The sequence below is a fragment of the Azospirillum largimobile genome (genome assembly GCF_977007025.2).
In genome coordinates, this window is the sequence record NZ_CDRMUA020000002.1 from 773121 (window position 1) to 791378 (window position 18258).

Consider the following 18258-nt stretch of genomic DNA (forward strand, 5'->3'; position numbering starts at 1 on the left):
AGGCGATGCGCCCCGCCGCTCACTCCTCCTCAAGCAACGCGCGGATCGGCGCCGGCCGGACCGGGGCTTGCGCACGCAGGCGTCCCACGTCTCCGGCATGGGCGAGCCCGCCGGTGGCGGCGATCAGGTCGGCCGCAGCCAGTTGGCAATAGCGGCCCTGGCAGCGCCCCATGCCGGCGCGGCCCAGGGATTTCACCCGGTTGGCCTCCGCCCCGCCATAGGACGCCGTTTCGCGCACCGCACCGGCGGTGATCCCCTCGCAGCGGCACAGGACGGTGTCGTCGGGCAATGCGCGCACCTGATCGGCCGGCCAGGGGAAGGCCCGGGCGATGCCGCGCGCAAAGCGTTCCATCCGGCCGAGCCGCTTCAGGTCGGCCGCAACATCCGGCCCCGGCAGCCCCAGATCGGACAGGCAGGCGGCCGCGGCGAGGCGGCCGGCCACCTCCGCCCCATCGGCTCCCAGCAGGCGCAGGCCGTCGCCGGCCAGATAGACGCCTTCCCCGGCACGGCCCATGCGGTCGGCACGGGGCAACCACTGCGCCCAGGTTTCATCATAGTCGAACCGGCAGCCGGCGAGATCGGCAAGCTGGGTTTCCGCCTTCAGATGCCAGCCCAGCCCGACCGCATCGCAGGCCGTCCGCCGGGATTGCCCGCCGGCATCCGTCCAGCGCACCGCCGTCACCCCGGTTTCCGTCGCCTCGATCCCCTCCAGACCGATCCCGGCATGGTAGAGCCGCCCCAGCCGCGCCCGCATCGCCAGCCCTTGCAGGGCGAAGGACGGGCGGACGGCAAGGTCGGGGAAGGCGGCGATCTGGCCGCGCATGCCGGCGGTGTCGAGAACCGCGGCGATCTGCGCGCCCGCCTTCAGCAGTTGGGTCGCCAGCAGGGTCAGCAACGGCCCCGACCCGGCCAGCACGATCCGCCGCCCCATCGCCACGCCTTGGGCCTTGAGCGCGATCTGCATCGCGCCGAGGCTGTAGACGCCGGGCGCCTGCCAGCCCGGCAGCGGGGCAAGGCGGTCGGTCGCCCCGGTCGCCAGGATCAGGCGGTCATAGCCGATCCGGCGGCTTCCGCCGTCGCTCACCGCATGCAGCGTCCCATCGGCCAAGGCGACGACCGAATGGCGCGGCAGATGGAGGATCCGGCCGGCCGCCACCAGCCCGTCGAAGGCCGCGTGCAGCGCCACCGCCTTGCCGGCCTGCGACCCGTAGAGCGTCGCGGGCGGACGGGTGAAGCCGTCGGGCGGGCGGCGGTAGATCTGTCCGCCGGCCCGTGCGCCCTCGTCGATCACCGTCGGGCGCAGCCCGGCCGCCGCCAGCGTTTCCGCCGTACGGATCCCGGCAGGACCGGCGCCGACGATCACGACACGCGGTTCGGTGGGCGCGGTCATGGCCAATCCTCCCGCGTCCGGGTCAGCAGCCGCATGCCGTCGGCCAGGGGGGTGGAGCAGGCGCGCAGGCGCGGCCCCTGTTCCTGCCAGATCCAGCAATCCTGGCAGGCCCCCATCAGGCAGAATCCGGCGCGCCGCTCCGGGCCGAATTCCGCCTGACGCAGCGCCGGGGCGTTGGTGAGGATCGCCGTCAGCACCGTATCGCCCGCCAGAGCCACCCGCTCCACGCCGTCCAGCAGGAAGCGGACGGGCTCCCGTCCCGTCTCGGCCAGCCTGACCAGCCGGCCGCCGGGTTCTTGCGGAGAGGCGAACGCCGCCCCGCTCATTCCGCCGCCTCCCGGACCAAGGCCTTGGAGCGGGGCATTTCGGGGAAGCGGGCATAGACCTCTTCCAGCGCGGCCTCCACCCCATCGGCCCCGGCGCGGCTGGCCATGCGGCCGAAGATTTCGGTCTTGGCGAAGAAGCGCCAGTGGATCGGCAGGCCGTCCAGGGTCCGCGTCAGGAAATCATAGGCGTCCGGGGTCCATTGCCGCTCGTAGCCCTCGCGTTCGGGTCCGAAATGGAAGTGCGCGGTGGGTGCCGTCCGGCCGGCCCGTAGCCGTTCGGTAGCATCGGTGTCGAGCACGCCGTCGCGGATGACGACGCCATACTCCCGCTCCGCCGCCTCCACCGACACATAGCCGCGCGCCACGTCCTGGGCCACCCGCCATGCCTCGCGCGCGAAGGGGTCGCCCCGGCCGCCGCCGCCGGCCGAGCGGATGTCCAGCATGTCGCCCGGCTGCAGCACCGCGGTGTCGATGTTGCCCAGCCGCCGTTCGCCCGGCGTGCCGGGATTGACCACCATGTCGGACAGACCCGCGGCCCGGCCGCCCAGCACGCCCCAGGGACGGAAGAATCCGCGGTCGCGGTTGCGCGCGGTGATCCGGGTGTCGGGGGAGAAGACGCGGAAGGCCATGTGGGTGGCCAGTCCGCCGCGCCAGCGCCCGGCCCCGCCGCTGTCGGTCGCCAGCCCGTAGCGCACGAACTCCACCGGGGTTTCCATCTCGGTGATCTCGATCGGCGTGTTCTTCAGATAGGCGGCGTCGGCTCCCGACCCGTTGGTGCCGTCGCGGTGCGGCATGCCGCCGCCGCCGCCGACCACCGGGTTCACCGCGGCGATGATGCGGTTGCCCGTCCGCTCGTCAGTGGTCATCACGTTGACGATGCAGTTGTTGCCGGCCGGCGCCGCCGGAAGCCGCTCCGGCACCGCCTGGGAGAAGGCGCCGAAGATGACCGAGCGCAGCCGCGCGCAGGTCAGCGACCGCATGCCCACCGCCGCCGGGAAGGTCGGGTTCAGCACCGTCCCCTCCGGCGCGATGCAGGTGAAGGGCCGGGTCAGGCCGGTATTCAGCAGGATCTTCGGGTTGAGGGTGTAGAGGACGTAATAGACCCCGACCAGCAGGATGGTGTGGCGGGGATCGCCGCCCGACGGCACGTTGAGGGAGGATGCCAGCTGCGGATCCGAGCCGGTGAAGTCGAGGATCGCCTCGTCGCCCCTGATCCTCAGGGTCAGCTTCAGGCGGCAGGGGTTGGCCTCGACCGAATCCTCGTCGGCGTAGTCGGCGAACACCCATTCCCCGTCGGGCATCGCGCGCAGGATGTCGCGCGCCTGCGCCTCGGCATGGTCCAGCAGCGCGTCCACGCCGTCGAGGAAGGCGGTCTTGCCGAATTTCTCGACCATGGCGAGGATCTTGCGCTCGCCGGTGTTCAGCGCGCCGACCAGCGCCTTGATGTCGCCGATGTTCAGGTCGGGCTTGCGGACGTTGGTGGTCATGATCCGCAGGATCTGCTCGTCGAACACCCTTTCGCGGACCAGCTTCATCGGCGGGAAGCGGATGCCCTCCTGATGGATTTCGGTCAGCGCCCGCGACAGCGAGGCCGGGACCGCGCCGCCCATGTCGGTGTTGTGGATGTGCCCACCGGTCCAGGCGATGATCTCCCCATCGTAGAAGACCGGCTTCCACAGATGGGTGTCGGGGGCGTGGGTCGCGACGAAGCCGGAATAGGGATCGTTGGTGAAGGCGACGTCGCCGGGCCGGTAATCCTCGATCATGTCGATGGCGCGGCCATAGGTCAGGCCCGGATACCAAGTCGCCCCCAGCTCCATCGGCACGCCGAAGGTCTCGCCCCGGCGGTTCAGCAGCATGACGGTGAAATCCTCCGTCTCCTTGACGAAGGCGGAATGGGCGGTGCGCTGGAGCGTGTGGGCCATGTTCTCGGCCGCCGAGCGCGCGTGGTTCGCCAGAACCTGAAGCTTCATACGGTCAAACACAGCGATCACTCCGCAAAGGTCAGGTGGAGGTTGAGGTGCGCGTCGACACAGGCCGCGGTCCCGGCCGGAATGGCGAAGGTGGTGTCCTCTTGCGCTACGATGGCCGGCCCCTGGAAGCGCGCGCCGGCCTGCAAATCCGCGCGGCGGTACAGCCCGACCGGGGTCACGACGCCGCCGGTGAAGACCGGGACGCTCCGCTCCGCCGACGCGGCGCGCGGCTCTTCCGGGGCGGTGGGGAAGTGCAGCGCCGGGCCGTTGCCGATGGCCGACAGGCGCAGGTTGACGATCTCGATGCGACCGGCCGGGTCGTGGAAATCATAAAGCCGGGCGTGCGCCGCGTGGAATGCGGCGGCGATGGCGCCCGAGCTGGAGTTGGGGTCGTCGCCGGCCAGCCAGGACGGCTGCAACAGCGTCTCGATCTCATAGCTCTGGCCGGCATAGCGCATGTCGGCGACGATCATCAGCTCGGCCGCGCCGGAATGGCCCTGAGCGGCGAGCCAGTCGCGCCCTTCCGCCCCCATCGCGGCGAAGGCTTCGCGCAACGTCGGCATCAAACCGGGGGACAGCTCGGCGAACAGGGTGCGGACGAAATCGCCGCGCAGGTCGGCGACCAGACCGCCCAGGGCCGACACCACGCCCGGCCAACGCGGAGCGACGACGCGCGGCATCCCCAGTTCGCGCGCCAGGAACACCCCCAGCATCGGCCCGCCGCCGCCGAAGGGCATCAGCGCGAAGTCCCGCACGTCCACGCCGGCGCGTGCCGCCATCTTCTCGACCTCCGCGAACATCTCCGACACGGCGACGTCGAGGATGGCCTGGGCGGTGGCCTCCACCGAGCGACCCAGCTCGTCCGCCAGCCGCCGGACGGCGGCGCGGGCGAGGTCGGCATCCATCCGCAGCTGCCCATAGGCCATCTGGCTGTGGCCGAGCCAGCCGCACACCACCATCGCGTCGGTCACCGTCGCCCATTCGCCGCCGCGGCCGTAGCAGGCCGGACCCGGCGTCGATCCGGCGGATTCCGGCCCGACGCGCAGTACCCCCTGCCCATCGACGCTGGCGATCGATCCGCCACCGATGCCGATGGAGCTGACCGACACCGACGGGATGTGCAGCGGAAACTCGCCGATCATCTCGCCGGTGCCGAACTGCGCCTGACCGTCGATGATGAGGGCGAAATCGGCCGAGGTGCCGCCGATGTCGAGCGTCAGGATGCGCGGCTCCCCCGCCTGCCGGGCCAGCCACGCCGCGCCATTGACGCCCGAGGCGGCGCCGGACAGCAGCATGTGGACGCAGGCCCGCTTGCCCTCCGCCGCGTTCATCACGCCACCGTTGGACTTGGTCAGCAGCGGGCGGGCGGGCACCCCGCGTCCGGCCAGCCGCTCCTCCAGCGCCGACAGGTAGCCTGAGATGCGGGGATGGACATAGGCGTTCAGGATCGCGGTCGTCGTCCGCTCATACTCGCGGATCACCGGCCAGACCTCGGCGGAGGTGAAGACGAACAGGTCGGGGGCCAGCCGGGCGATCTCCTCCTTCACCGCGCTCTCATGGCCGCCGTCGCGCCAGGAATGGAGGAAGGAGACGACGACGCCCAACGCCCCCTTGGCCTTGAGGGCCGCCACGGCGTCGGCGACGGCCGTCCTGTCGGGAGCCTGCCGCTCCGTACCGTCCGACCGCATGCGGGCGGGAATGCCGAAGATCATGTCGCGCGCCACCAGCTGGTCGGGACGCGAGCAGAACAGGGAATAGGTGTCCGGCATGCGCAGCCGGGCGAGTTCGATCACGTCCTCGAACCCCGCGTTGGTCAGCAGCGCCAGCGGAGCGCCCTTGCGCTGGATGACCGTGTTCATCCCCACCGTCGTCCCGTGCACGAAACGGCTGACGGCGCGCGGATCCATCCCCTCGCGCTCGGCCAGCAGGGTCAGGCCGGTCATCAGCTCCGCGCCCGGATCGTCCGGCGTCGTCAGCACCTTCAGCGACGCAACCCGGCCCGACCGGGTATCCAGCGCGCAGAAATCGATGAAGGTTCCGCCGATATCGACACCGACCTTCCAATCGGCCTCACCCATGCCCCCGTCCATCTTTGCTCCCTTCCGCAAATCAGCCTGTGCTGGGCAAAAAGCTGACATGGCTGAGTGAGGGCGGTCTAAGACCCAATGAAAGCAGAGGCATAAGGCGGACTTATGAATGCGGGCTCCGGATGGCCCAGCCCATAGCCCTGCCTTATGGGACCATGCCCAACCCGTCTTTGACCCGGCCGCCGGTCCTGGGCAGCCTGATCGGTGGGGCGGAGCCGCGTCCGCCCGCATGTGGGAGAGGTCGATGAGGGTTATCGTGCTGGGTGGCGGGTTGATGGGATCGGCCGCCGCCTTCTTCCTTGCCCGGCGCGGCCTGCGCGTCACGCTGCTGGAACGCAACCGTGTCGGTTCGGGCGCCACGGTGGCGTCCTTCGGCAACATCCGCCGCAGCGGGCGCTATCTGCCGCAGCTGCCGCTCGCCCACCGGTCGCGGGCGCTGTGGGGCGAGGCGGAGCGGCTGCTGGGCCGCGACGTGGAGTTCCGCGCCACCGGCCATCTGCGGCTGGTGTTCGACGAGGACGGCTTGGCCGATATGCGCCGCTACGTCGCCGACGCGCGGCCCTGGGGATTGGAGCTTGAAGAACTGTCGCCACCGGAGATCCGCCGCCGCTTTCCAGGTCTGGGTCCAGGGGCCATCGCCGCATCCTTCTCTCCGCAGGACGGCAGCGGCAACCCGCGCCTGATCGCCCCCGCCTTCGCCGACGCCGCCCGCCGCCTGGGGGCCGAGATCGTGGAGGACTGCGGGCCGGTGGAGGTGTCGGCGACCGGCTCTGGCTTCGAGGCGGTGACGCAGCAGGGCCGCTTCACCGCCGATTGCCTGCTGAACGCCGCCGGGGCCTGGGGGGCCCGCGTCGCCGCCGGCTTCGGCGAGCCTGTGCCGATGGAGGCGTACGGACCGCAGATGGGTGTCACCGAACCCTTGCCGCACCGGATCCTGCCGGTGGTGGGCATGTGGTCGCGCGCGGGCGGGGACGGCTATCTGCGCCAGGTGGAGCGCGGCAACATCGTCTTCGGCGGCGCGGCGGAGCGTGTGCCGGTTGCGCTCGACCCCGGCCACGCCAGGGCCGACCCGTCGCGGCTGCCCGGACAGCTGCGGGGGCTGGTCCGGCTGCTGCCGGCCATAGCCGACGTGGCGGTGATCCGCACCTGGTCGGGATGCGAGGGCTATGTCGCCGACAAGCTGCCGGTGATGGGGCCGTCGGCGACCACGCCGGGCCTGTTCCACGCCTTCGGCTTCAGCGGCCACGGCTTCCAGCTCGGCCCCGGCGTCGGCGACGTGATGGCGGAGATCATCGCCACCGGGCGCACCGACACGCCGCTGCAGGATTTCCGCATCGACCGCTTCCAGACCTCCGGCCAGCCGGTCGGCCTGGAAGCGGGACTGTCCTGACCGCGCCGCCGCCTCGGCTTGCGGACCTCAGCGGACAGACTCCAGGGCTTCGGACCGGCTGGTGAACCGGCCGGCCAGAGGCACAACCAGCGCCGAGGCGGCGATGACGAAGGCTCCGGCAAGGCTGACCGGGGACGGCAGCAGGCAGAAGATCAGCGCGTCGAGCATCAGCGCCCACAGCATCGCCGTGTAGTCGAACGGCGCCTGGGTGGAGACCGGCGCGCGGGCCATCGCCTCGGTCATGGTGATGTGCGCCAGACCGCCGGAGATGCCCGCGCCGACGAGGTAAGCCATCGCATGGCCCGTGGGGGTGATCCAGCCGAACGGCCAGCTCGCCAGGCCGCCGAGCGCACAGAGGAGGGCGAAATAGAAGGCGATGGTCCCCGGCGCCTCGGTCGCGGTCAGCGTCTTGATCTGGACCCGCCCGGCGGCGGTCGCGACGGCCATGGCCAGCCCGGCCGCCACCCCGATGATGGTGTCATGGTCCAGCCTCGGCCCGTCGAAGGCGGGGGCGAGCATCAGGACCACCCCGGCGAAACCGGCCAGCGCCGCACCGATGGCGACGGGGCCCGGCCGTTCCCGCAGGAACAGCATGGCGGCCGGCACGGCGAGCAGCGGTGCCAGGAATCCCAGCGCGGTCGCCAGCGCCAGCGGCAGATAGGCCAGCGAAATGAAGGACAGCACCATCGCCACGCCGCCATACAGGTTGCGCTTCATATGTCCGACCGGCTGCCGCGTCTTCAAAGCCCGCGGGAATTGCCGGCGCCACATCAGATAGGCGATGATCGGCGGCAGGGCGAAGGCGCTGCGGTAGAAGACGATCTGTCCGATCGGCGCCTCGACCGTGGCCAGCCGGACGAACAGCGACATCACCACGAACAGCCCGGCCGACACCAGCCTGAGCAGCACCCCGTCGCGGATGCCGGCGGAGGATGGCGGCGGTATCGGTTCTGGTACGGGTTCGGGCACGGGTTCGGCGTGAGAGCCGGCGGAGGAATCCGGCGTCTGTCCCGGCATGATCGGCAAATCCTTATTCGTGAAGCCGACGTCGGCTCAACCCAGGGCCTGGGTGGCGAGCGCGAAGGTGATGGGGCGGTCCGGTCCGCGTGTCGCCGGATCGGTCAGCGGCGCGCCCAGCGACATGGTCAGCACCGTGTCCTTGATCCGCATGCCCGACCGGGCGACGAACAGCGGGAAGATGCCTTCGTCCAGATGGGTGTCCAGACGCAGGAAACGGCCGTCATGCTCGTCCACATGAGGCCGGACCACGGCGACGGCATCCTCGTCCAGCCCGGCGACCACCGGACCGACGACATGGCCGCGGCCGAAGGGACGGCAGAGGGCGAAAGCCACCAGCGCGCCGTCACGCTCCAGCCCATAGCCGACCGACTGCCCGAACAGCCGCGCGATCAGCCCGGCGCGCGAGGTTCCAAAGGCGCGCTCGTCCAGCGCCGTCACCGCCGCCAGATCCGCCGCCGCCAGCCGCCGCACCGGCTCCGCCGAGGGGGGCTGGTCGCTGCGCCGGGCCTCGCCCTGGCACTGGAACACGGTCCGGTGGCCGATGAAGCCGAGAGAGCGGTAGAGCGCCAGCGCCGCCCGGGTGGCGTTGAGCCGGTAGGTCCGTCCCGCCGACGCCGACAGCACCCGCTTCATCAGCCATTCGCCGACCCCCAGCGATTGCAGCCGGGGCGAGGTCATGACCATGCCGATGGTCGCGAAATCGTCGCCATGGGGAAACCACATCGCCGACGCCAGGACCCGGTCGATCTCGTCCAGCGCGACGAAGCCGTGGCCGACCTCGCGCGCGAACTGCCAATCCTCCGCACGGTGCGGCCAGCCGACCGAGATCGACAGCGCCTGCAGGCGCTCCAGGTCGATATCCGCGACGTCGGCCATCCGCACGTCGAAGGCGTCGATTGTCAGGGAGGGCGGTAACGCACCGTCCCCCGACCCGTCTTCAAGGCCGCGTTCGCTCAATGCTTCCTCCTCCCCGGAGTTTCGATAGCGTGAGTCGGTGCTCCTATGGGTCAACCGATATGCCTGAGCCACCAACCGCTCCCCGAGATTACCGGGGCAACCACCGCACAAATCACCGCAGAGCGCCGGGCCGGCACAACAATCATCCAAATCGCCCGTGCATTCAGCATGGAATGGAGCGGGCAGCGGCTAAGATCGTGAGGGCCGCAGCCGCCGGGACCGCCGCCCCTTTCCGCACGAATCGAAACCGCAACGACCGCCCGCGCCCTCAGAACGGGACGCAGCACGGGACAAGGTGAGGCCGTCATGACCGTGATCGACATCCTGAAGGATCTGATCGCCTTTCCCTCCGTCGTCGGCACCCCCAACGGCGCCATCGTCGACAGGATTCGCAGCGTTCTGGAAGCTGCGGGGGTGCGCGTCCGGGTGCTGCCGGGGCCGGAGGGCGACCGCTTCAACCTGTTCGCCACCATCGGTCCGGCGATGGTGCCGGGCTATGTCCTGTCAGGTCACATGGACGTGGTTCCGGCCACAGAACCCGAATGGACCAGCGATCCGTTCCAGCTGCGCGCCGACGGCAACCGGCTTTACGGACGCGGCACTTCGGACATGAAGGGCTTCATCGCCGCGGCGCTGGCGGCCCTGCCCGCCCTGACCGCCGCCCCGCTGGCCCGGCCGATCCACTTCGCCTTCACCTATGACGAGGAGGCCGGCTGCCAGGGCGCGCCGCATCTTCTGCCGCATCTGCCCACCCTGTGCGCGCCGCCGCTGGGCGTCATCGTCGGGGAGCCGAGCGGCCTGCGCGCCGTCCGCGCTCACAAGGGCAAGGCGGCGGCCCGGCTGACCGTGCGCGGACGCTCCGGCCATTCCTCCCGCCCCGACCAGGGGCTGAACGCCATCCACGCCATGGCCGACGCGCTGACCGCAGCCGTCGCCCAGGCCGACCGACTGACCCGGGGGCCGCTGGATTCGGTCTTCGAACCGCCCTACTCCTCGCTCCAGGTCGGCACCATCCAGGGCGGGCTTGCGGTGAACGTCATCCCCGACACCTGCACCGCCGAATTCGAAGCCCGCGCCATCGCCGGGATCGACCCCGCGGCCCTGCTGGAGCCGGTGCGCGAGGCGGCGGCGCGGCTGGAGGAGCGGGGCTTCGCCGTGGACTGGACGCAAACCGGCGCCTATCCCGCCCTGTTCCTGGCCGCCCGCACGCCGCTGGCCCGCCTGCTGGAGGAGCTGACCGGGCAGGAACCACTAGCCGCTGTCAGCTATGGCACGGAGGCCGGGCTGTACCAGACCGCCGGGATGGACGCGATCATCTGCGGCCCCGGCGACATCGCGCGGGCGCACCGCCCCAACGAACACATCCTCGTCGAGGAACTGAACGCCTGCCAGTCGATGATCGAGGCGCTGGGCCAGCGCTGCCGCCTCTGACCATCGCCGGCAACGGCCGCGCATCGCCAAGGGGACGCACATGACCTTCCTGTTCAATTCGGACGCCGTGCGCGGCGCCGTGTTCGCCAAGGCCTTCGCCAGCGAGCTGCCCGACCTGCCCTTTTCGATGGATCCGGCCACAGTCGATCCCGATGCGGTCCGCTACCTGATCACCTGGACCATCCCGCAAGACCTCGCCCGCTACCGCAATCTGGAGATGGTCTTTTCCATCGGGGCCGGGGTGGACCAGTTCACCATGACCGATCTTCCCGACTCCGTGAAGGTCGTGCGCATGGTGGAGGACGGCATCGTCCGCATGATGCAGGAATATGCCACCCTGGCCGTGCTGACCCTGCATCGCCAGATGCCGGCCTATCGCGCCCAGCAGGCGGACCGCCTCTGGCGCCCCCTGCATCAGCCGCAAGCGGCAGAGCGGCGGGTCGGCGTGCTGGGGCTGGGCGTGCTGGGCCAGGCGGTGCTGGACCGGCTTAATCCCTTCGGCTTCCCGCTGTCGGGCTGGAGCCGCTCGCCGCGCCGGCTTGACGGCGTGACGTGCCACCACGGCGCGGACGGGTTGGACGCGATGCTGGCCGACACCGACATCCTGATCGTCCTGCTCCCGCTCACCCCGGACACCCGCGGTTTCCTCGACGCACGGCTGCTCGCCAAGCTGCCCAAGGGGGCCGCGCTGGTCCACACCGGGCGGGGACCGCAGCTGGACCATGCCGCGCTGGTGAGCGCGCTCGACGACGGCCACCTGTCCGGGGCCGTCGTCGACGTCACCGACCCGGAACCGCTGCCGCCCGACCATCCCTTCTGGGCTCATCCGAAGATCGTGCTGACCCCGCATGTCGCCAGCATCACCCAGCCGGACAGCGCCGCACGGGCCGTCATCACCAACCTCCGCCGGCATTTCGCCGGACAGGACCCGGTCGGGCTCATCGACCGGCGGCGCGGCTACTGACGCCGCGCCCGACCTATTCCCCCGCGGCGCAGCCGCACATCGCAAGGATTTCCCCATGTCGCTGCTCAAGACCATCGATCCCGCGCCGACCTTCGCCCCGCGCGAGTCCACCCCGGTTCCGGAACGGCTGATCGCCGGGGCGCCCGCCTTCAAGACCTGGGCGCAGGACGCCGCCAAGGACGACACCGTCAAGACCGGGGTCTGGGAGGCCACCCCGGGCGAAACCCGCTCGATCAAGGGCGAGACCTTCGAGTTCTGCCACATCCTGGCCGGCGTCATCGAGATCACGCCGGACGGTGGCGAGCCGGTGGTCTACCGGGCGGGCGACAGCTTCGTCATGAAGCCGGGCTTCACCGGCGTGTGGAAGACCATCGAGACGGTCCGCAAGATCTACATCACCGTCAATTGAGGGTGCGTCATGAGCCTGTCCTTCGACCCGGACCGCCTGCCGCTGCCCATCGGGCACTTCATCGGTGACCGCCTGATTCCGGCGGAGGACGGGCTGCCCATGCATCGCCCATCGGATGGCCGGGCCTATGCCGACTGCCCGGTGGCCTCGCCAGACCTCGTCGACGAAGCGGTCGCCACCGCCCACGCCGCCCTGAAGTCCAGCAACTGGGGCGGCGTGCGCCCGCGAGAGCGCACCGCCGTGCTGCAGCGCTGGGCCGCGCTGATCGAGGAGGAGGCGGAGACCCTGGCGAAGGTGGAGGCGCTGTCCTCCACCCGCCCGGTCGGCCAGCTCGTCGCCGGCGATGTGGCGGTGACCGCCGAGCAGATCCGCTTCTTCGCCGAATTCGCCGACAAGGAAGGCGGCGACCTCGCCCCCACCGACGATGGCAGCCTCGGCATGGTGATGACGGAGCCCTACGGCGTCGTCGGTGGCATCACGCCGTGGAACTTCCCGCTGTCGATGGCGGGCTGGAAGCTCGGCCCGGCGCTGGCCGCCGGCAACGCGGTGGTGCTGAAGCCGTCGGAGATGACGCCCTTCTCCACCGTCCTGCTGGCGCAGCTGGCGGTGAAGGCCGGTCTGCCGGCCGGGCTCATCAACATCGTCCTGGGCGACGGCCCGACCACCGGCGCCGTCATCACCCGCCATCCCGGCATCGCCAAGGTCAGCTTCACCGGATCGACGGCGGCGGGATCGGCGATCATGGCCGACATCGCCCGCAGCGGCGTCAAGCCGATGACGCTGGAGCTGGGCGGCAAGAGCCCGCAGATCGTCTTCGCCGACGCCGATCTGGAAAAGGCCGCCGCCGCCATCGCCACCAGCGTGCTGTCGAATGCCGGTCAGGCCTGCGTCGCCGGATCGCGCCTGCTGGTCGAGGCGGGTGTGGCCGAACCGCTGATCGAGATGATCCTGGGACATATGCGGGCCGTCCGCCCCGGCCCGACTTGGGACGAGAAGACACGCTATTCCCCCATCATCTCCGAACGGCAGCGCGCCCGCATCCACTCCATCGTCACCGCTTCGCTCGGCGGGCCGGTGGAGTGCCTGACCGGCGGGGCGCCGATGGACGGCGACGGGTATTTCTACGCGCCGACGCTGATTGCCGGGGTCGATCAAAGCTCCCCCGCCGTGGTGGAGGAGATCTTCGGCCCGGTCCTGACCGTGCAGAGCTTCGATACCGAGGAAGAGGCGATGGCGATGGCCGACCATCCCACCTACGGGCTTGCCGCCGGCCTCTACACCCGCGACCTGTCGCGCGCAATCCGCTTGACCCGACGCCTGCAGGCCGGAACGGTGTGGGTCAACCGCTATGGCCGCTCGCGCGATCACATCCTGCCGACCGGCGGCTACAAGCGCTCCGGCATCGGCAAGGACCTGGGGCGCGAGGCCTATCTCGCCAACCGCCGCAGCAAAAGCGTGCTGATCGGCCTGTAATTCGATGAAAACCGGTACAAACCGATAGGGGACGTTCGATGAAAACCCACAACATTGCGATCATCAAGGGCGACGGCATCGGACATCCCGTGGTCGACGCCGCCTGGGAGGTTCTGCAGGCCACGGCAAAGCAGTCCGGCTTTGCGCTGGAAGGCACCGAAATGCCTTGGTCCTGCGCCCACTACAAGGAAACCGGCGTGATGATGCCCGCCGACGGCATCGACACGCTGCGCAAGTACGACGCCATCCTGCTGGGTGCGGTCGGCTGGCCGGCGGAGGTGCCGGACGCTGTGTCTCTGCACGGGCTGCTGCTGCCGATCCGCAAGGCGTTCGACCAGTATGCCAATGTCCGCCCGCACCGGCTGCTGCCGGGGGTGGAGGGGCCGCTGCGCCGCGGCGGCTTCGACATCCTGTGCATCCGCGAGAACACGGAAGGCGAATATGCCGGCGCCGGTGGGCGCATCCATCAGGGAACGCCGCAGGAAGTGGCGGTGGAGACCGGAATCTTCACCCGCATGGGGGTTGAGCGGATCCTGCGCTTCGCCTTCGCCCAGGCCCGCGCCCGGCGCGGCAAGCTGGCCTCGGTCACCAAGTCGAATGCGCAGAAATACTCGATGGTGTTCTGGGACGAGATCACCCGCCAATTGGCCGCCGAGCATCCAGACGTCGAGGTCACCAGCTATCACGTCGACGCCATGGCGGCGCGCATGGTGACGGCGCCGGAGAGCCTTGACGTCGTCGTCGCCTCCAACCTGTTCGGCGACATCCTCACCGATCTGGGCGCGGCGATCCAGGGCGGGCTGGGCTTCGCCGCCTCGGCCAACCTCAACCCGGACCGCAAGGCGCCGTCGATGTTCGAACCGGTGCATGGCTCGGCCCCCGACATCGCCCATCTCGGCATCGCCAACCCCATCGCCGCCATCTGGTCGGGCGCGATGATGCTGGACCATCTGGGGGAGAAGTCCGCCGCCGACCGCGTCATGGCGGCGCTGGGCGACACCACCGGCCGCGGCATCGGCACGGTTCCCGGCAAGGACAAGACGGACGCGATCACCGCCGCCGTGCTGTCGGCGCTGTCGTAATGCCGGTTGCCCTGATGCCGGTTGCCCTGATCCCCGTCGCCTCGAATTCACCCGCAGCGGAAAACACACGACCATGACCCATCACCTGACGGACCCCTCCTTGTTCCGCGAACAGGGGCTGATCGGCGGGCGCTGGTGCGCCGGGGCGGCCGGCCGGACCATCGACGTCCGGAACCCGGCGACCGGCGGCAGCCTCGGCAGCGTCCCCGACATGGACGGAACAGACGCCCGCGACGCCATCGCCGCCGCGGCCGAGGCCTACCCCGCCTGGCGGCGTCGCACCCATGCCGACCGTGCCGCGCTGCTGGAGCGCTGGCACGCGCTGATGATCGAGAATCTGGAGGATCTGGCCCGCATCCTGACGCTGGAGCAGGGCAAGCCGCTGGACGAGGCGCGGGGCGAGATCCGCTATGGTGCGTCCTTCGTCAAATGGTTCGCCGAGGAGGCGCGACGCATCGGCGGCACCACCATCCCCTCCCCCACCCCGGACCGTCGCATCGTCGTCCTGAAGGAGCCGGTCGGCGTCTGCGGCATCATCACGCCGTGGAACTTCCCCAACGCCATGATCACCCGCAAGGTGGCCCCGGCGCTGGCCGCCGGCTGCACCGTGGTGATCAAGCCGTCGGACTTCACGCCCTATTCGGCGCTGGCGCTGGGCGTGCTGGCCGAACGGGCGGGCATCCCCGCCGGCGTGATCAACATCCTGACCGGCCGGCCGGAAGCCATCGGCGAGGAGCTTCTGGCGAACGAGACCGTCCGCAAGATCTCCTTCACCGGCTCCACCCGCGTCGGTTCCCTGCTGATGCGCGGGGCCGCCGCCGGCATCAAGCGGCTGAGCCTGGAGCTGGGCGGCAACGCGCCCTTCATCGTGTTCGACGACGCCGATCTGGATCAGGCGGTGGAGGGTGTGATCCTCTCCAAGTTCCGCAACGGCGGGCAGACCTGCGTCTGCGCCAACCGCATCCTGGTGCAGGCCGGCGTCTACGACGCATTCCGCGACCGGCTGGTCGCCCGCGTCAACGCCATGCGGGTGGGGTCCGGGCTGGAGCCGGGCGTCGCCATCGGCCCGATGATCAACGCCGCCGCCGTCGAGAAGATCGAGCGCCACCTCGACGACGCGCTGTCCAAGGGGGCGAGCATCGCGTCCGCAGCCGCCGTCGCGGCGCAGGGTCCGCAGTTCGTGGCGCCGGTGGTTCTGACCGACGCCACCACCGACATGCTGCTCGCCCATGAGGAGACCTTCGGCCCGGTGGCGCCGCTGTTCCGCTTCGAGACGGAGGAGGAGGCCATCGCGCTCGCCAACGCCACGCCCTTCGGCTTGGCCGCCTATTTCTACACGCAGAACCTCGCGCGGTCCTGGCGGGTGGGCGAAGCGCTGGAGGCCGGCATGGTCGGGCTGAACACCGGCCTGATTTCCACCGAGGTCGCTCCCTTCGGCGGCGTCAAGCAGTCCGGCCTGGGGCGCGAAGGGGCGCAGGTGGGGATCGAGGAATATCTGGAGATGAAGACCTTCCACATCGGCGGGCTGGGGTGAGGAAGTCCCCTCTCCCCCCCGGGGAGAGGGTTAGGGTGAGGGGGGCGCGCGGCAGGATTTCTACAAAGGTCCTGCAACGCATCCCCCTCACCCCGACCCTCTCCCCGGGGGGGAGAGGGAGAGTGCCACTTAAACCCCACATCACTGAATCCGGTCGAGCGCCTTGTAGTACAGCCCGACCAGCGGCAGGAACCAGGGCTTGCCGAAATGGCCGGGGACGGCGGGCCAGGACAGCCCCTTCAGCGGGTTCCGGTCCTCACGGCCCAGGATCGCATCGGCCATGGTCATGCCGAGATGGGTGGACAACTGCGCCCCGTGGCCGGAATAGCCCATGGCGTACCACAGGCCGTCCTGGTAGCCGGCGCGCGGGTAGCGGTCGCTGGTCATGTCCACCAATCCACCCCAGCAATAATCGATGTCGACGCTGGCGATCTGCGGGAAGATCTTCGCCAGGCTCGCCCGCAGGATCGCCCCGCTCTTGGCGTCGGACCGCTGGTCCGAGGTGGCCGAGAAGCGCGCCCGGCCGCCGAAGATCAGCCGCCGGTCGGGCGACAGGCGGAAGTAGTTGCCGATGTTCATCGACGTGACGTAGGTGCGGTTGCCGGGTACCACCGACGCGATCTCACCGTCGCTCAGCGGGCGGGTGGCAATGATGAAGCTGCCGACCGAGATGATGCGGCGGCGGAAATGGCTGAAATTCGGCGTGGTATAGGCGCCGGTGGCGACCAGCACCTCCTTGGCGGTCACCGTGCCGCGCGGCGTGGACAGCGTGTGGCGGTCGCCGGAGCGGGTGATGGCGCCGACCGGCGCGTTCTCGACCAGCACCGCGCCATGCCGCACGGCCGCATCCGCGAGCCCGGTGACGAAGCGGCCCATATGCATCATCGCGCTCTTGCGCGACAGCATCGCGCCGTGGAATGGCGAGCCGACCTCCCCCTTCAGGTCCTCGGCGGTCAGCAGAGCGGTGTCGGGATCGACCTCGCGGTGCACCACCTCGAAGTTGCGGGCGATGGTGTCGAAATGGGCGGGCTTCGAGGCCAGCTTCAGCTTGCCGGCACGACGAAAATTGCAGTCGATCCCCTCTTCGGCGATCACCGCCTCCAGCGTGTCGATCGACTGGTCGAAGGCGCGGTAGAGCGCGATGGCGCGCTCCGTCCCCAAGGCGGTCTTGGCGGCGATGAAGCTGTGCGCCAGACCGTTGTTGAGGTGCCCGCCGTTGCGCCCCGACGCACCGCCGCCGATGCGGTCCGCCTCCAGCACGACCACCCGCGCCCCGGCCTTGGCAAGCTGGCGGGCGGCACCCAGGCCGGTGAACCCCCCTCCGACGATGGCGACGTCATACTGGCCCTCTGCGACGCCCTCTGCGACGCCCTCTGCCCCGCCCCTGAAGGCGGGAGCGGTGTCGTGCCAGTAGGAGACGAATTTCATGACCTGGGTCCTTCTCATTGCAGCCTGAACCGTGAAATGCGCCCCTTACAGCCCGACCACGCCGGGCAGGCCGGAGATGTCGCGAATCTCCGTATAGCCGTAATACGGGTTGGCCGGTTCGTGGCCGCGGTTGACCCACACCTTGTTGCGGATCCCCAGGTCGTGCGCCGACATCAGGTCGTAGCGGAAGGAGGAGGAGCAGTGCAGGATGTCCTCCGGCCCGCAGCCGAGCATGTCGAACATGTATTCGAACGCTTGGAAGCGCGGCTTGTAGGCCTGCGCCTGCTCGGCGGTGTAGACGGCATGGAAGGGCGCGCCCAGCTTCGCCACGTTCGACGGGATCTGGTCGTTCATGGCGTTGGACAGGATGACCAGCGGGATTTCCTTGGCGACCCTGGCAAGCCCGGCCGGCACGTCCGCATGCGGCCCCCAGGTGGGAACCCGCTCATAGACCATGCGCGCATCCTCGTCGCGGAAGACGACGTTGTTGCGCTTGCAAGTCCGCTCCAGCGAATTGTGCACGACCTCGGCGTAGGGCTTCCAGTCGCCCATGATCTCGTCAAGCCGGTAGGCGGCGAAGTTCTTGATGAACTCCGTCATCCGCGCCTCGTCGAGGATCGATCCGTACAGATCGCGCGCGGCTTCGGCCATCTGAAAATTGATCAGCGTGCCGTGGCAATCGAAAGTGACGTATTTCGGCCGAAACTGGCTCATGGCTGCTTCCTCGGGATGGGGGCGGTGGGAGAGGATTGGGGCGCGATCGGCCCTGCCCCACGATCCTAGCCCCGCCGTGA

General features: G+C 69.9%; 15 protein-coding genes. 7 read left to right on the top strand and 8 right to left on the bottom strand.

The window, feature by feature from the left end; translation table 11 throughout:
* Positions 1–19: 19 nt before the first annotated feature.
* Genes ACWPKK_RS16740 through ACWPKK_RS16755 form a run of 4 tightly spaced genes read right to left on the bottom strand, consistent with a single transcriptional unit; the run spans position 20 to position 5767 of the window.
* Positions 20–1390 (bottom strand): FAD-dependent oxidoreductase, encoded by a 1371-nt coding sequence (locus tag ACWPKK_RS16740; RefSeq protein ID WP_452006251.1) that lies wholly within the window; start codon positions 1388–1390, stop codon positions 20–22.
* Positions 1387–1716, bottom strand: coding sequence for a (2Fe-2S)-binding protein (locus tag ACWPKK_RS16745; RefSeq protein WP_324867813.1), 330 nt, complete (start codon positions 1714–1716; stop codon positions 1387–1389). The genes ACWPKK_RS16740 and ACWPKK_RS16745 overlap by 4 nt, the downstream gene beginning before the upstream one ends.
* Positions 1713–3701, bottom strand: a complete 1989-nt coding sequence (locus ACWPKK_RS16750; protein ID WP_452006254.1) for a hydantoinase B/oxoprolinase family protein — start codon at positions 3699–3701, stop codon at positions 1713–1715. Before ACWPKK_RS16750 ends, ACWPKK_RS16745 begins: the two co-directional genes overlap by 4 nt.
* Positions 3702–3706: 5 nt before the next feature.
* On the bottom strand, positions 3707–5767 hold the full coding sequence (locus ACWPKK_RS16755; protein ID WP_452006257.1) for a hydantoinase/oxoprolinase family protein: 2061 nt from the start codon (positions 5765–5767) through the stop codon (positions 3707–3709).
* A gap of 253 nt (positions 5768–6020) precedes the next feature.
* On the opposite strand from ACWPKK_RS16755, the gene ACWPKK_RS16760 reads away from it, so the two are divergent.
* Positions 6021–7166 carry an NAD(P)/FAD-dependent oxidoreductase gene (locus ACWPKK_RS16760; RefSeq protein ID WP_452006259.1) on the top strand — a complete coding sequence of 382 codons (1146 nt, stop codon included), beginning with the start codon at positions 6021–6023 and terminating at the stop codon, positions 7164–7166.
* A 27-nt stretch (positions 7167–7193) separates the two neighbouring features.
* Here ACWPKK_RS16760 and ACWPKK_RS16765 read toward each other — a convergent pair whose 3' ends face one another.
* Both ACWPKK_RS16765 and ACWPKK_RS16770 read right to left on the bottom strand, forming a co-directional pair.
* The gene (locus ACWPKK_RS16765; RefSeq protein WP_452006262.1) at positions 7194–8183 is read right to left on the bottom strand and encodes a DMT family transporter; all 990 of its coding nucleotides are present in this window, start codon (positions 8181–8183) and stop codon (positions 7194–7196) included.
* Positions 8184–8219: 36 nt separating this feature from the next.
* On the bottom strand, positions 8220–9143 hold the full coding sequence (locus ACWPKK_RS16770; protein WP_452006265.1) for a GNAT family N-acetyltransferase: 924 nt from the start codon (positions 9141–9143) through the stop codon (positions 8220–8222).
* Positions 9144–9449: 306 nt separating this feature from the next.
* On the opposite strand from ACWPKK_RS16770, the gene argE reads away from it, so the two are divergent.
* From argE to ACWPKK_RS16800, 6 genes are all read left to right on the top strand, one after another.
* A complete protein-coding gene (gene argE / locus ACWPKK_RS16775; RefSeq protein ID WP_452006268.1) occupies positions 9450–10574 on the top strand; it encodes an acetylornithine deacetylase in 1125 nt (374 codons plus the stop codon).
* A 40-nt stretch (positions 10575–10614) separates the two neighbouring features.
* Positions 10615–11538, top strand: coding sequence for a 2-hydroxyacid dehydrogenase (locus ACWPKK_RS16780; protein WP_452006271.1), 924 nt, complete (start codon positions 10615–10617; stop codon positions 11536–11538).
* Between the two features lie 55 nt (positions 11539–11593).
* A complete protein-coding gene (locus tag ACWPKK_RS16785) occupies positions 11594–11947 on the top strand; it encodes a cupin domain-containing protein (protein ID WP_324867797.1) in 354 nt (117 codons plus the stop codon).
* A 9-nt stretch (positions 11948–11956) separates the two neighbouring features.
* A complete protein-coding gene (locus ACWPKK_RS16790; protein WP_452006275.1) occupies positions 11957–13420 on the top strand; it encodes an aldehyde dehydrogenase family protein in 1464 nt (487 codons plus the stop codon).
* Positions 13421–13458: 38 nt separating this feature from the next.
* On the top strand, positions 13459–14502 hold the full coding sequence (locus ACWPKK_RS16795; RefSeq protein ID WP_452006277.1) for a tartrate dehydrogenase: 1044 nt from the start codon (positions 13459–13461) through the stop codon (positions 14500–14502).
* Between the two features lie 73 nt (positions 14503–14575).
* Positions 14576–16036 carry an NAD-dependent succinate-semialdehyde dehydrogenase gene (locus ACWPKK_RS16800; RefSeq protein WP_452006280.1) on the top strand — a complete coding sequence of 487 codons (1461 nt, stop codon included), beginning with the start codon at positions 14576–14578 and terminating at the stop codon, positions 16034–16036.
* Positions 16037–16177: 141 nt separating this feature from the next.
* Here ACWPKK_RS16800 and ACWPKK_RS16805 read toward each other — a convergent pair whose 3' ends face one another.
* Both ACWPKK_RS16805 and ACWPKK_RS16810 read right to left on the bottom strand, forming a co-directional pair.
* The gene (locus ACWPKK_RS16805) at positions 16178–17464 is read right to left on the bottom strand and encodes an NAD(P)/FAD-dependent oxidoreductase (RefSeq protein ID WP_452006282.1); all 1287 of its coding nucleotides are present in this window, start codon (positions 17462–17464) and stop codon (positions 16178–16180) included.
* A 45-nt stretch (positions 17465–17509) separates the two neighbouring features.
* Positions 17510–18178: a haloacid dehalogenase type II gene (locus ACWPKK_RS16810; protein ID WP_452006284.1), complete on the bottom strand. Its 669-nt coding sequence runs from the start codon at positions 18176–18178 to the stop codon at positions 17510–17512.
* Positions 18179–18258 lie beyond the last annotated feature (80 nt).

Excerpts from the sequence above, each read along its gene's own strand:
- ACWPKK_RS16740 (WP_452006251.1), bottom strand. The coding sequence starts at position 1,390 with ATGACCGCGCCCACCGAACCGCGTGTCGTGATCGTCGGCGCCGGTCCT.
- ACWPKK_RS16745 (WP_324867813.1), bottom strand. The coding sequence starts at position 1,716 with ATGAGCGGGGCGGCGTTCGCCTCTCCGCAAGAACCCGGCGGCCGGCTG.
- ACWPKK_RS16755 (WP_452006257.1), bottom strand. The coding sequence starts at position 5,767 with ATGGGTGAGGCCGATTGGAAGGTCGGTGTCGATATCGGCGGAACCTTC.
- ACWPKK_RS16760 (WP_452006259.1), top strand. The coding sequence starts at position 6,021 with ATGAGGGTTATCGTGCTGGGTGGCGGGTTGATGGGATCGGCCGCCGCC.
- ACWPKK_RS16765 (WP_452006262.1), bottom strand. The coding sequence starts at position 8,183 with ATGCCGGGACAGACGCCGGATTCCTCCGCCGGCTCTCACGCCGAACCC.
- argE (WP_452006268.1), top strand. The coding sequence starts at position 9,450 with ATGACCGTGATCGACATCCTGAAGGATCTGATCGCCTTTCCCTCCGTC.
- ACWPKK_RS16780 (WP_452006271.1), top strand. The coding sequence starts at position 10,615 with ATGACCTTCCTGTTCAATTCGGACGCCGTGCGCGGCGCCGTGTTCGCC.
- ACWPKK_RS16785 (WP_324867797.1), top strand. The coding sequence starts at position 11,594 with ATGTCGCTGCTCAAGACCATCGATCCCGCGCCGACCTTCGCCCCGCGC.
- ACWPKK_RS16790 (WP_452006275.1), top strand. The coding sequence starts at position 11,957 with ATGAGCCTGTCCTTCGACCCGGACCGCCTGCCGCTGCCCATCGGGCAC.
- ACWPKK_RS16795 (WP_452006277.1), top strand. The coding sequence starts at position 13,459 with ATGAAAACCCACAACATTGCGATCATCAAGGGCGACGGCATCGGACAT.
- ACWPKK_RS16800 (WP_452006280.1), top strand. The coding sequence starts at position 14,576 with ATGACCCATCACCTGACGGACCCCTCCTTGTTCCGCGAACAGGGGCTG.
- ACWPKK_RS16805 (WP_452006282.1), bottom strand. The coding sequence starts at position 17,464 with ATGAAATTCGTCTCCTACTGGCACGACACCGCTCCCGCCTTCAGGGGC.
- ACWPKK_RS16810 (WP_452006284.1), bottom strand. The coding sequence starts at position 18,178 with ATGAGCCAGTTTCGGCCGAAATACGTCACTTTCGATTGCCACGGCACG.